Below are 13,641 nucleotides of genomic sequence, written 5' to 3'. Positions count from 1 at the left end.
ACTGCCGCTGCCGCTGCCGCCGCCGCTGTCGTCGCTGCCGCCGCTGCCGCCGCTGCAGCCGGTGAGCAGCAGACCGCTCGCCGCCGTGAGCGCCAGCAGCGCCTCGCCGAGCCTGCGTGTTCCGTGCCATGTCATCTTCGGTGCCCCCTGGGTGCGTTGGCCGACTTCTGTGACTGTGACGGCGGGGCACATCGGAACGTGCGATACGGAGCGTCACAGCTGCGTCTCGAAGCGGCCACGGCGAGGGGCCTCCGAGACCGGTGGGTGATCTTCCGTTGACCTGCGTCCTCGCGCTGCCGTCGGCGGAAGGGGGGCGGGCCAGGGCGGACGAGGCCGATGGCGGCGTTACGCGAGCTCCGCGGCGGGGGTGCCGGGCGTGACCCGACCGTCATGCGCTCGTCGACCCATGTGGGGACGCGCGCCGGTGAGCCGACCCGGCACGCGTCGCGCCCGAGGATGATGTTGGTGGACACTGGTGATGAGCAGAGAGGACGGCACCCCGATGAGCCACCAGAAGGTGCGCGACGTGATGAGCGACGCGGTCGTCCGTATCCAGGGCGGGACACCGTTCAAGGAGATCGCGCACCTGCTGCTCGAGTACGACATCACGGCCGTCCCCGTCGTGGACGCCGAGGACCGCCCGGTGGGGGTGGTCTCGCAGGCCGACCTGCTGCACAAGATGTGGGGGCGGCTGGAGGACGACACCGTCGACGCACCGGAGGCGGGGCGCCGGGCCGCCAAGGCCTGGGCCACCGACGCGGCCGGCCTGATGACCTCGCCGGCGGTGTGCGCGTCGCAGGACTGGGACGTGGTGGAGGCCGCCCGGGTGATGGCCCAGGAGGGCATCAAGCGGCTGCTGGTGGTCGACGCGGAGGGGCGTCTGATCGGTGTGGTGAGCCGGAGCGATCTGCTGCGGGTGTTCGTGCGCAAGGACCAGGCCATCCGCACGGAGATCGTGGAGGACGTGCTGGTCAAGGAGCTCGGCGAGTCCCCCTCGGCGGTGCACGTGGACGTGGCGCACGGCCATGTGGTGCTCAGCGGGCGGCTGTCCTCCGAGGCGAGGGCCCGGGAGCTGGAGAAGCTGTGCCGGAACGTGGACGGGGTGGTGGACGTGGAGTTCCGGCCGGTGCCGGACACCGCCTCCTGAGCGCCGCCCGTCCGACGGCGGCCCCGTCGCACGGGCGAGCGCGTCATGGCTGGTCAGGAGGCCGGGAAGTGGTCCGGGGTGCGGACGCGGTCGCGGATCCAGACCCCGGCCGGTTTCAGGGGCGCGGTGCCGGTCCAGGGGCCGCCGGCGTCGCAGGTGCCGGTCTTGAAGACGGCGCCTGTGCGGTGGTCGTCGGAGAAGTTCCAGTTGACCCAGCTGATCTTCTTGTCGGCCATCAGGTCCAGGTACCGCTGGGACATCGCGAAGTCGTTCGCGCCCTCGCCGGCGTAGTTCTGGGTGCCGAACTCGGTGACGAACACCGGGATCCGGTCGGCGGCGCGGGAGAGGGCCGCCAGATACGCGTCGCGGTGCGAGTCGGCGTAGAAGTGGAACGTGTACATGATGTTGGCGGCGCGCACCGGGTTGTTCACCACCTCGGACTCGTCGGCGCCCTCGGAGACGCCGAGCGAGGACCACGCGCGGGTGCCGACGAGGATCGACGCGTCGGGGTCGACGGCGCGGATGACCGGGATGATCTGCTCCGCGTAGCTCTTGATGCGCGACCAGCTCACGCCGCTGGGCTCGTTGGCGATCTCGTAGAGGATGTTGTTCTTGCCCTGGTTGCGCCGGGCGATCTCGGTGAAGAACGTCCGGGCCTTGGACAGGTTGGCGTGGGGGTCGCCCGGGTCGAGCATGTGCCAGTCGACGATCACGTACATGCCGCGGTCGGTGGCCTGCTGGATCAGTCTGTCGGCGAGGTCGGTGAAGTGCTCGGGGTCGGTCTCGTAGCCGCCTTCCTGGACGTAGGTGGACACGCGCAGGACGTCGGCCTTCCAGTCGCGTGCGAGGGCGTCGAGGGAACCGCCGGTCAGGCAGTGCGGGTACCACTGGGTGCCGTGGGTGCTCATGCCGCGCAGCTGGACGGGCTTGCCGTGCTCGTTGCACAGCTTGGTGCCGCAGACCTCGAGCTGCCCGTTGGCCTCGACGGGCGTGGCGGGCACGAACGGGTCCGCGGACGCCGCGGGGGCGGCGGGCGCGACCGGGGCGGCTGCAAGGGCGAGGAGGAGGCCGCCGAAGGCCGCCGTGACGGCGGCGAGGCGTCGTCGGTGAGTACGTGCCGGTCTCATGTGGGGGGCTCCGATCCGCAAAGTTAGGAAACTTTCCTAACCCGGCATGGAACAAGAGCCGGGACCGCTTGGCAAGGTTCACGGCACAGCCGTCGGAGAGCCTCTTCGTTTCGAGAGGGTGCAGAGCGGGTGCCGCTCTCAGCGGGCGGGGACCTCGGGGCGTATGCCCTCCGGCGAGGAGGGCGCCGTCTCCACGCGGCCGCCCGGGTGGCGCAGGGCGCACAGGAAGGCGAGGCCCAGGGCGATCGCCATGCCGTAGAACACCCACTGGTTCGCCTCGGCGAAATCCATCCGCACCGCCGTCATCACGTCCCGCATGGACTCGGCCGCCGCGCCGCCGCCTTCCGGCACGCGCGTGTCGCCGCTGCCGGTCACCGCCTCGGTGACCTGCCGCGCCACGTCCTCGGCCTCCTCCTGCGGCAGACCCCGGGACCGCAGGGTGCTCACCACCTTGTCGGTGGTGACGTGCGTGAGAACCGTGCCGTAGACGGCCAGCCCCACGCTCGCCGCGTAGTTGCGCACGGTCTGCGTGATGCCGGTGACCTCCCCGTAGGAGGCACCGATGGAGCGGTTGACGGCGTCCGTGGAGGCCGGGGCGAGGATGAAGCCGATGCCCGCGCCGGCCAGCGCCGCGTAGGGCCACTGGTAGTGCATCGACAGGTCGGTCATCTCGCCCGCCCACAGCGCGAAGCCGACGGCGCCGAGCACGGCCCCCAGTTTCAGCGCCGGACGCGCGCCGCGCCGGTCGAGGATCCGGCCGCCCCACTGCGACGCGAGGGCGAAGCCCGCGAAGAAGTACAGCAGGAACAGCGCGGCCTGGTTGGGCGAGGCGCTCAGCGACACCTGGGCGTAGACGGAGGCGAAGAAGAACAGCGGGACGAACGCGAGCATCGCGAAGAACAGCACGGCGACGTCCGCCGTGAACGCGGGATCGCGGAAGACCCGCAGGTTGACCAGCGGGTGCCGGACGCGCCGCTCGTAGCGGACGAATCCCGCCAGTACGGCCAGCCCGCCCACGACGCAGGCCCAGGTCGCCGGGCTGTCCCAGCCCCAGGCCCAGGCCTGCTGGAAGCCGAGCACGCTCAGGCCCATGCCGACGGCGATCAGGACGGCGCCGGGTACGTCCAGGGACTCCCGGCGCGGCCGGTCGGCGACCCGGGCCATGAGGGTCAGCACGATCGCGACGATCGCTACGGGGACGTTGACCCAGAAGATCGCGCGCCATGTCCACGCCGTGAGCCAGCCGCCGAGCAGCGGGCCGACGGCGGTCAGGGCGCCGGACAGGCCGAAGAACAGGGCGAGCGCGCGTCCGCGCCGCTCGACGGGGAAGACCGCGACGACCACGGCCAGGGCGGCCGGGAACAGCAGCGCGGCGCCGAGGCCCTGGGTGGCCCGGAAGACGATCAGCCAGGTCTGCGCGAGGTCCCCCTCGGGCACACAGCCGCACAGCACCGAGGAGATCACGAAGACCAGCGTCCCGGCGATCACCACACGTCTCGGTCCGAGGAGGTCGGCGAGCCGGCCGCCGAGGGCGAAGAACGCCGCCAGTGCCAGCAGGTAGGCGTTGACGACCCACTGCATGCCGGAGGTCGACAGGCCGAGTTCGTGGACGACGTCCGGGGCGGCGATGGCGACGATCGTCTGGTCGATGAAGGTCATGGCGACCGCGAACAGCATCGCGGCCAGTGCCAGGGACTGCCGCGGCGCCGCGGGAGGCCCCGACGCGGTCCGGCCGCGCTCGTCGATCGTGCCGCTCACCCGTTCAGTCTGCGACCGGGCGCCGGGAGGCGCATCTGGGCGTCACACAGGCAACTCGGGCACCGGCCGCCCCGTGCCGTCACGGTACGAAACCGTATGGCACCGGCCGCCCCGTCCCGGCTCAGCCGCGTCCCGGCGGCGGAGCCGTGCTGGCGCGGTGGACCAGCCGGGTCGGTACCAGGGTCGTGCCCCGCTCCGGGCCCTCCCGGCGCATCTTGCGCAGCACCGCCTCCACGCAGAGCCGTCCGACCTCCGCGAAGTCCTGGTGGACGGTGGTCAGCGGGGGCAGGAAGGAGGACGCCTCCGGTATGTCGTCGAAGCCGATGACGCTGACGTCCTCCGGAACCCGCCGGCCCCGCTCGTGCAGGGCGCGCAGCAGGCCGAGAGCCATCTGGTCGTTGGCGGCGAAGACGGCGGTGCAGTCCTCGCGGGCGGCGAGTTCGAGTCCGGCCCGGTAGCCGGACTCGGCGGACCAGTCGCCGCGCAGCAGCGGCGGGGGCGCACACCCGGCCTCGGTGAGCGCGGCCTGCCAGGCGTCGGTGCGGCGCTGGGCGGCGAAGGAGCCCTCGGGGCCGCCCAGGTGCCACACCGTGCGGTGGCCGAGGCCGAGCAGGTGCTCGACCGCGGCGCGGGTGCCGCCGGCCTGGTCGGTGTCGACGACCGTGTAGTGGTCGCCCGCGTCCGAGTCGACGACCACCACCTGGACGTGCGGCGGCAGTTGGATCGTCGCCGCGTCCAGCAGATGCACCTCCATGATGACGATCACCGCGTCGACGGCGAGTTCCTCGAGGCGGGTGAAGGCGCCGCGTACCTCGTCCTGGGTCGGGATGGCGACCGGCAGCAGCGTCACCGCGTAGCCCTCGCGGGCGGCGGAGGTGGCGATCGCCTCCAGAGTGCGCACATTGCCGGTGGTGGCGAGCGAGAAGGTGATGACGCCGATGGTGCGGAACTCGCCGCGCTTGAGGGCGCGGGCGGCGCTGTTGGGCCGGTAGCCGAGCTCCTTCATCGCGGCCAGCACCTGCCGGCGGGTCTCCTCGTTCACCCCGGCGTAGCCGTTGGAGACGCGGGAGACGGTCTGCGAGGAGACCCCCGCCAGCCGGGCCACGTCCGCCATGGAGGCGGTCGGCAGCCTGGCCCCGCGCCGGCGCCGCGTGCCCTCGTCCCGCGCGCCGGCGACTCCCTCAGCCGTGTCCACGTGCCGTCCGCCACCTCTCTGCCACCGCGGTCGCGCCCCGTCTCGAAGGACCCTTGACCGTCGTCCTCGGGGCAGTGTAGACATGCCGCCACCGCATGTTTACGTAAACATAACAGCCTCCGGCCTCTTCCCGGGCGCTCGATGTTTACGTAAACATGAGGGGACCTCCGGGACGTACGAGCGAGGAACGACATGACGACGCTGCAACCGCCGGTGGCCGCCGAGCCACGGTCGGCACCGCCTCCGGCGCGACGGGACCGCCGCTCCTGGACGGGGTGGGGGTTCATCGGTCCCTTCGTGGCGGTGTTCGCCCTGGTGTTCCTCGCGCCCATCGCCTACTCGCTCTACCTGAGCCTGTTCCGCGACCAGCTCATCGGCGGCACGGCCTTCGTCGGCCTGGACAACTACCAACAGGCCCTGAAGGACGACAACTTCTGGGCCGCGCTCGGCCGGGTCTCGCTGTTCCTCTGCGTCCAGGTGCCGGTCATGCTCGGCATCGCCCTGCTGGTGGCACTGGCGCTGGACAGCGGGCGGCTCTACGGCAAGAACTTCTTCCGCATCTCGATCTTCCTGCCGTACGCCGTGCCCGCCGTGGTGGCCACCCTGATGTGGGGCTTCATGTACGGCACCCGCTTCGGCCTCGTCGGCGACCTCGACGACGCGCTCGGCGTGTCGCTGCCCGACCCGCTCTCCCCCGACCTGGTGCTGACCGCCATCGGCAACATCGTCACCTGGGAGTTCGTCGGCTACAACATGCTGATCTTCTACTCGGCGCTGAGGGTCGTCCCGCACTCCCTGTACGAGGCGGCGGAGATCGACGGCGCCGGGCAGTGGCGCGTGATCACCGCCATCAAGCTGCCGGCGATCCGCGGCGCCCTCGTCATCGCGACGATCTTCTCGATCATCGGCAGCTTCCAGCTGTTCAACGAGCCCAGCGTGCTGCAGAAGCTCGCACCCAACGCCATCACCACCGACTACACCCCCAACTTCTACACGTACTCGCTGTCCTTCTCGGGCCAGCAGCACAACTACTCCGCGACGGTCGCCATCGTCATGGGCCTGATCACCATGGTCATCGCCTATGTCGTCCAGCTGCGCGGCATGCGCAAGGGAGTGTGAAGCAGCGATGACGACCACCGTCACCCCCGCCTCCGCCGGTTCCGCGGCGTCCACGGCCGGACGCGGATCCGTGCCGCGGCTGCGTACGCCCCGGCGCGGTCACTCCCCCGGCCGTCCCCGGCGCAGTGTGCTGCTGACCGTGCTCACCTCCCTGGTGCTGCTCTACAGCCTGGTGCCGCTGGTGTGGCTGGTCATCAGCGCCACCAAGTCCCAGGAGGGGCTGGCCCGTTCGTTCGGCCTGTGGTTCGACGGCGACTTCGCGCTGTGGGACAACATCGCCGAGACGTTCACCTACGACGACGGGGTGTTCACCCGCTGGCTGCTCAACACCCTGCTGTACGTGGTGCTGGGCGCCGGTGGTGCCACCTTCCTCGCCGTGCTGGGCGGTTACGCGCTGGCGAAGTTCGACTTCCCGGGGCGCCGGGCGGTGTTCGCCGTCGTCATCGGCGCCGTCGCGGTGCCGGGGACCGCGCTGGCGGTGCCGACGTTCCTGATGTTCAGCACCATGGGCCTGACCAACACCCCGTGGGCGGTGATCATCCCGTCGCTGATCTCGCCGTTCGGCCTGTATCTGATGTGGGTGTTCGCCGGTGAGGCGATCCCCACCGAGCTGCTCGAGGCGGCCCGGATCGACGGCGCCGGCGAGCTGCGCACCTTCTTCACGGTCGCGCTGCCGCTGCTCGCGCCGGGCATCGTCACCGTCTCGCTGTTCACCATGGTCGCGACGTGGAACAACTATTTCCTCCCGCTCATCATGATCAAGGATCCGGACTGGTATCCGCTCACCCTGGGCCTGAACAGCTGGAACGCCCAGGCCGCGACGGCCGGTGGCCAGCCGGTGTTCCACCTGGTCATCACCGGCTCACTGCTCACCATCGTGCCGCTCATCGCCGCGTTCCTGCTGCTGCAGAAGTACTGGCAGTCCGGGCTCGCCGCCGGAAGCGTCAAGGAATAGCCCCCTCTCCCCTCGACCACCCTCACCCGCCACCGTTTTCCCGACCACGACGAAGTGGAAGCTCGACCATGCCCAGATACTCCCGCCGCCTGCTGCGCGGCATCGGCCTCGTCTGCGCCCTCGCCCTGGGCGCCACCGCCTGCGGCGGCTCGGACGACTCGGACTCCGGCACCAAGGCGGTCTCCGAGGCGGACGTCCAGGCCGCGCTGAAGAAGGGCGGCACCCTCACCGTCTGGGCGTGGGAACCCACGCTCAAGCAGGTCGCCGCCGACTTCGAGAAGGCCCATCCCGGTGTCGAGGTGAACCTCGTCAACGCGGGTACCGGCAACGACCAGTACAAGGCGCTGCAGAACGCGATATCCGCCAAGAAGGGCGTCCCCGACGTCGCCCAGGTCGAGTACTACGCCATGGGCCAGTACGCGCTGACCGAGCAGCTCACCGACCTCAAGGGCTTCGGCGCGGACAAGCTCTCCGACCGGTTCTCCCCCGGCCCGTGGAACGGCGTGAAGGCCGGCGGCGAGGGCATCTACGGACTGCCCATGGACTCCGGCCCCATGGCGCTGTTCTACAACAAGAAGGTCTTCGACAAGCACAAGATCGCGGTGCCGACCACCTGGGACGAGTACGTCGACGCCGCCCGCAAGCTGCACAAGGCCGACCCGAAGGCGTACATCACCAACGACGCCGGTGACGCCGGCTTCACCACCAGCCTGCTGTGGCAGGCCGGTTCGCGGCCGTACACGGTCGACGGCACCAAGGTGAAGGTCGACTTCTCCGACGCGGGCGCCCAGAAGTTCACCGGCACCTGGCAGAAGCTCCTCGACGAGAAGCTGCTCGCGCCGGTCACCAGCTGGTCCGACGACTGGTACAAGGGCCTCGGCGACGGCACCATCGCCACGCTCGCCACCGGCGCCTGGATGCCGGCCAACCTCGTCTCCGGGGTGAAGGAAGCCGCCGGTGACTGGCGCGTCGCCCCGCTGCCCCAGTGGGAGGCGGGCGGCAAGGCGAGCGCCGAGAACGGCGGCAGCGCCCTGACGCTGCCCGAGCTCGGCAAGAACGAGGCGCTCGCGTACGCGTTCGTCGAGTACGCGAACGCCGGTGCCGGCGTGGACACCCGCGTGAAGAACGGCGCCTTCCCGGCGACCACGAAGCAGCTGAACTCCACGGAGTTCCAGGAGACGAAGTTCCCGTACTTCGGCGGGCAGCAGGCCAACGAGATCTTCGCCGAGTCGGCCGCGAACGTCGCCGACGACTGGTCGTACCTGCCGTACCAGGTGTACGCCAACTCGATCTTCAACGACACCGTCGGCAAGGCCTACGTCTCGGACACCACGCTGGCCGAGGGGCTGAAGTCCTGGCAGGACGCCTCGATCAAGTACGGCAGCGAGCAGGGCTTCACCGTCGAGAAGTAGCACGCGCGGGCGGCGCGTACAGCCCGCGCGCCGCCCCGCCGCACTCCCCCATCCGGAAGGACATCCATGATCTCCACCCTCCTGTCCCGTCGCGGCGGGACGGACGGTGCCCCCGCCCGTCGTTTCGTCTACGGCGCCGATTACAACCCCGAGCAGTGGCCCCGCGACGTGTGGGAGGAAGACGTCCGGCTGATGCGCGAGGCCGGCGTGAACCTCGTGTCGCTGGGGATCTTCTCCTGGGCCCGGCTGCAACCGGCCGAGGACACCTGGGACTTCGCCTGGCTGGACGAGGTGATGGACCTGCTGCACGCGGGCGGCATCGGTGTCGACCTCGCCACCGCCACCGCCTCCCCGCCGCCCTGGCTCACCACCGCTCACCCGGAGATCCTCCCGGTCACGGCCACCGGCGAGACGCTGTGGCCGGGGGCGCGCCAGCACTGGCGGCCCACCTCGCCGGTCTTCCGCACCTACGCGCTGCGTCTGGTCCGGGAGCTGGCCACCCGCTACGCGGACCATCCCGCGCTGGTCGCCTGGCACGTCAACAACGAGCTGGGCTGCCACAACGTCTACGACTACTCCGACGACGCGGCCCGCGCGTTCCGCGACTGGCTGCGCGCCCGCTACACCACGCTGGACGCGCTCAACCACGCCTGGGGCACGGCCTTCTGGTCACAGCACTACACCGACTGGGAGCAGATCCTGCCGCCCCGGCTGGCCGCCTCGCACCCGAACCCGACGCAGCAGCTGGACTTCAAGCGGTTCTCGTCGGACGCGCTGAAGGACCATCTGCGCGCCGAGCGGGAGATCCTGCGGGAGCTCACCCCGGACGTGCCGGTCACCACCAACTTCATGGTGACGGGCAACACCAAGGGCATGAACTACGACGACTGGGCCACCGAGGTCGACTTCGTCGCCAACGACCACTACGTGCACCCCGGTCCGCAGGACCGCGACGAGCTGTCCTTCTCCGCCAACCTGACCAGCGGCATCGCGGGCGGGCGGCCGTGGTTCCTGATGGAGCACTCCACCAGCGCGGTCAACTGGCAGCCCGTCAACGTGCCGAAGCGGCCGGGTGAGCTGGCCCGCGACGCGCTGCTGCACGTGGCGCACGGCGCCGACGCGGTGTGCTTCTTCCAGTGGCGGCAGTCGGCGGCCGGCGCCGAGAAGTACCACTCGGCGATGGTGCCGCACGCCGGCGCGGACAGCGAACTCTTCCGTGCGGTGGTGGAACTCGGCGCCACGCTGCGGACGCTCGCGCCGGTCGCGGGCAGCGAGCGGGAGCCCGCCCGGGTCGGCATCCTCTTCGACTGGGACTCGTGGTGGGCCAGCGAGCAGGACTCCCACCCCACCTCTCTGCTGGAGTACCGGCAGGAGGCGCTGGACTGGTACTCGGCGCTGCTCGCCCTCGGCATCCGCGCCGACCTCGTCACCACCCGCGCCGATCTGCACCGCCACCAGGTGCTGATCGCGCCCGTGCTGCATGTCGTCCCCGCCGATCTCGCCAAGTCCCTCACCCGGTACGCCGAGCAGGGCGGCCATCTGATCACGACGTACTTCTCGGGCATCGTCGACGAGAACGACCACGTGTGGCTGGGCGGCTACCCGGGCGCCCTGCGGGAGCTGCTCGGCATCCGCATCGAGGAGTTCGGCCCGCTGCTCGCCGGTGACACGGTGGAGCTGGACGACGCCACGACCGGCAGCCTGTGGACCGACCGGATCGAGGTCACCTCCCCGGAGACCGAGGTCCTGGCCCGCTACCGCACCGGCGAGCACACCGGGCGGCCCGCGGTCACCCGGCGGGCGACGAACGGCGGTTCGGCCGCGTACGTCTCCACCCGTCTCGGCGTCGACGGGCTCACCGTGCTGCTGCCGCGGCTGCTGGGACCGGCCGGGGTGGAGAGCGAACTGCCCGCCGCCGCCCGCGGATCGGTCGAGCTCACCGTGCGCAGCCGGGACAGCGAGCGGTTCCTGTTTCTCGTGAACCGCACCGACCGCACCGTCGAGGTGCCCGGCCTGCCCGGTGACGTCCTGCTCGGCGGCACCGGCGCCGACGGCACGCTCGTTCTCGGCCCGAGGGCCGTCGCCGTACTGCGTCAGCCGGCCGGCTAGAGGCACCCGGCACTGTCCGAGAGGCACCCCCACAGCTCCCCGGACCCGGCACGCACCCGCTGTCCGGGGCCATCCCCTTTCGTCCTGCCGCCCCGCCCCACGACACGGCGGCAGGGCCGGAGGGACCACCAGAGCGCGACCACACCTTCCATGTTGGGAGCAACACTGATGGCACGCCGCACCCGCAGCAGACGGCTCCTCACAGCCGCGGGCCTCACCGCCCTGGCCACCGGGGCAGCCCTGCTCTCCGCCCCCGCCTCCAACGCGCAGCCGGAGGCGGACACCCCGTCCCTCACCGTCCGTCCCGACCCCTCCTACCAGCAGGAGCAGTTCGAGGGCTGGGGCACCAGCCTCGTCTGGTTCGCCAACGCCACCGGCGACTATCCGCCCGAGATCCGCGAGAGGCTCGCCCAGCTGCTGTTCGGCGACGACGGTCTCGCCCTGAACATCGCCCGCTACAACATCGGCGGCGGCAACGCCCCCGACGTGAAGGACTACTTGCGCGCCGGCGGAGCCGTCGAGGGCTGGTGGAAGGCGCCCGAGGGCACCACCCGGGAGGACACCGGCTGGTGGGACGCCGACGACCCCGCCGACTGGAACCCCGAGGCGGACGCGACCCAGCGCTGGTGGGTGGACCGCATCAAGAAGGACATCACCCACTGGGAGACCTTCAGCAACTCCCCGCCCTGGTTCATGACCGTCAGCGGCTATGTCTCCGGCGGCTTCGACGCGAACGCCGACCAGCTGAAGACCGAGTCCGTGGACGACTTCGCCGCCTATGTCGCGGGCGCCACCAAGCGGCTGGAGAAGGCGCACGGCATCACGGTGGACACCGTCGACCCCTTCAACGAGCCGAACACCGACTACTGGAGCACCCGTCTCGGCCCGGACGGCGAACCCGTCGGCGGCCGCCAGGAGGGCGCCCACATGGGCCCCGAGCTCCAGGAGAAGGTGCTGCGCGCGCTCGCCCCGGCGCTGAGGAAGGCGAGGACCGGGGCGAAGATCTCCGCCATGGACGAGACCAACCCCTCGATCTTCGCCCGCAACTGGAACACCTACTCCCCCGAGGCCCGCGCCCTCGTCGGCCAGATGAACGTCCACACCTACGGCACCGGACAGCGCACCACCGTGCGCGATCTGTCGAAGGCCGGGGACAAGCGGCTGTGGATGAGCGAGGTCGAGGGCGACTGGGGCGACGGGCAGAGCTTCACCGACATGCGCCCGGGGCTGGGGCTCGCCCAGCGCATCGTCGACGATCTGCGCGAACTGGAGCCGCGGGCCTGGGTGTTCTGGCAGCCGGTCGAGGACTACGACAACATGAGGCCTGGTGGCGAGTCGGCGAAGGGCGGCAACTGGGGAGAGATCCAGCTTCCGTTCAGCTGCACCTCCGAGGACACCCTCGAGACCTGCCCGATCCACACGAACACCAAGTTCGACACCGCCCGCAACTTCACCCATTTCATCAAGCCCGGTGACCGGCTGATCAAGGTGGACGACACCTCCAGCGCCGCGGCGGTGACGAAGAACGGCAGGGGCGCCTCGCTGGTCCACGTCAACAGCACCGCCGGTGCGCGTGAAGTCACCATCGACCTGTCCAAGTTCCGCACGGTGAGCCGGAACGCCACGGTCACCCCGGTGGTGACCAGCGCCGACGGCAAGCTGGAGCGGCACCACCCGATCAAGGTCGCCGGCCGTGCGGCCACGTTCACCGTGCCCGCTCAGTCGGTGACGTCCTTCGTCGTCGAGGGCGTCTCCGGTGTCGCCGCGGACGCCCCGCTGCTGCGCAAGGGCCACACCTACACGCTGACCGGCGTGCAGAGCGGCAAGGCGCTGACCCTCGCGGACGGCGGCACGAACCTCGTCATCGGTACCGGGAACGACTCCGCCTCCCAGCGGTGGCGGCTGAGCGCGGTGCGCCCCGACGACGGGGTGCGGGACCGCTACGTCTTCACGACCCCGGACGGCGCCCAGCGCCTGGCCGTGCGCAACGACGTCCCGGTGGCCGAACCCGCCACCGGAGGACGGGACGAGGCCGCCGAGTGGATCATGTCCAGCACCGGTGACGGCACCTGGACACTGATCAACGCGGCGACGGGACGCCTGCTGGAGGTCGGCGGCCAGGCCACCCACGAGGGCGCCGCGGTCACGACCTGGGAGCCCAACTCGGGCGCGAACCAGCGCTGGACCGTCACCGACGTGACCGGCTGACCGCCCCTGCCGGTCCGGTCGCACCGCCGCACGGCGGTGCGACCGGACTCCGTGCGACGGTGCCGCCGGACTCCTTGCGCTGGTGCCGCCGCACCGCATCCACCCCCTGACCCAGCCCCGGAGGACCGGTGACATCCGACGACCCCGAGCGCGAGGTAAGGCGCCGCATGGCCCGCCACGAGCTGTACACCGACGCCGCGCCCGGCCTTGAGCGCCTGGAGGAGGAGCGGCTGCGCGGCAAGGAGCTCGCCGCGAAGTACAACGACACCGGCCCGCGTGACCAGGAGGCCCGCAGGACGATCCTGGCCGAGCTGCTCGGCTCGGTGGGCGAGGGCGTGTGGATCGAGCCGCCGCTGCACGTCGCCTACGGCTCCCACGTACACCTGGGCGACAACGTGTACGTCAACTTCGGCCTCACCCTCGTTGACGACGTGGAGGTGTTCGTCGGCAACCACGTGATGTTCGCGCCCCACGTCACGATCACCACCACCGGCCACCCGGTGCACCCCGAACTGCGCCGCGACGGCAGCCAGTTCTCCTCACCGGTGCGCATCGAGGACGACGTGTGGATCGGGGCGGGCGCGATCCTGCTGCCGGGCGTCACGGTCGGC

10 protein-coding genes are annotated in these 13,641 nt (G+C 70.9%); 7 read left to right on the top strand and 3 right to left on the bottom strand.

Annotated features, from left to right (window positions below):
- The first annotated feature begins 502 nt into the window (after positions 1 to 502).
- Positions 503 to 1,147 (top strand): CBS domain-containing protein, encoded by a 645-nt coding sequence (locus N4P33_RS23760; protein WP_260828727.1) that lies wholly within the window; start codon positions 503 to 505, stop codon positions 1,145 to 1,147.
- 53 nt (positions 1,148 to 1,200) lie between these two features.
- Here N4P33_RS23760 and N4P33_RS23755 read toward each other — a convergent pair whose 3' ends face one another.
- The 3 genes from N4P33_RS23755 to N4P33_RS23745 all read right to left on the bottom strand — a co-directional run bounded on the left by N4P33_RS23755 (position 1,201) and on the right by N4P33_RS23745 (position 5,227).
- A complete protein-coding gene (locus N4P33_RS23755; RefSeq protein ID WP_260828724.1) occupies positions 1,201 to 2,274 on the bottom strand; it encodes a glycoside hydrolase family 5 protein in 1,074 nt (357 codons plus the stop codon).
- 138 nt (positions 2,275 to 2,412) lie between these two features.
- Positions 2,413 to 3,951 (bottom strand): MFS transporter, encoded by a 1,539-nt coding sequence (locus N4P33_RS23750; protein WP_260828726.1) that lies wholly within the window; start codon positions 3,949 to 3,951, stop codon positions 2,413 to 2,415.
- A gap of 202 nt (positions 3,952 to 4,153) precedes the next feature.
- Positions 4,154 to 5,227, bottom strand: coding sequence for a LacI family DNA-binding transcriptional regulator (locus N4P33_RS23745; protein ID WP_399030028.1), 1,074 nt, complete (start codon positions 5,225 to 5,227; stop codon positions 4,154 to 4,156).
- Positions 5,228 to 5,419: 192 nt separating this feature from the next.
- Between N4P33_RS23745 and N4P33_RS23740 the strand changes: the two genes are divergently transcribed.
- From N4P33_RS23740 to N4P33_RS23715, 6 genes are all read left to right on the top strand, one after another.
- Entirely contained in the window at positions 5,420 to 6,346 is a 927-nt protein-coding gene (locus N4P33_RS23740) for a carbohydrate ABC transporter permease (RefSeq protein ID WP_260828723.1), read from the top strand.
- A 7-nt stretch (positions 6,347 to 6,353) separates the two neighbouring features.
- Positions 6,354 to 7,301: a carbohydrate ABC transporter permease gene (locus tag N4P33_RS23735; protein WP_260828722.1), complete on the top strand. Its 948-nt coding sequence runs from the start codon at positions 6,354 to 6,356 to the stop codon at positions 7,299 to 7,301.
- Between the two features lie 68 nt (positions 7,302 to 7,369).
- The gene (locus tag N4P33_RS23730) at positions 7,370 to 8,713 is read left to right on the top strand and encodes an ABC transporter substrate-binding protein (protein WP_260828721.1); all 1,344 of its coding nucleotides are present in this window, start codon (positions 7,370 to 7,372) and stop codon (positions 8,711 to 8,713) included.
- 66 nt (positions 8,714 to 8,779) lie between these two features.
- On the top strand, positions 8,780 to 10,822 hold the full coding sequence (locus N4P33_RS23725) for a beta-galactosidase (protein ID WP_260828720.1): 2,043 nt from the start codon (positions 8,780 to 8,782) through the stop codon (positions 10,820 to 10,822).
- Between the two features lie 168 nt (positions 10,823 to 10,990).
- Positions 10,991 to 13,030 carry a glycoside hydrolase gene (locus N4P33_RS23720; protein ID WP_260828719.1) on the top strand — a complete coding sequence of 680 codons (2,040 nt, stop codon included), beginning with the start codon at positions 10,991 to 10,993 and terminating at the stop codon, positions 13,028 to 13,030.
- A gap of 128 nt (positions 13,031 to 13,158) precedes the next feature.
- The coding region (locus N4P33_RS23715; RefSeq protein ID WP_260828718.1) for a sugar O-acetyltransferase at positions 13,159 to 13,641 on the top strand (483 nt) is incomplete at its 3' end.

The sequence above is a fragment of the Streptomyces sp. 15-116A genome, assembly GCF_025290915.1.
In the GTDB taxonomy this organism is placed as follows: domain Bacteria; phylum Actinomycetota; class Actinomycetes; order Streptomycetales; family Streptomycetaceae; genus Streptomyces.
Note: the sequence above shows the minus strand (reverse complement) of the source record. Positions and strands in the feature narration are given on the sequence as shown.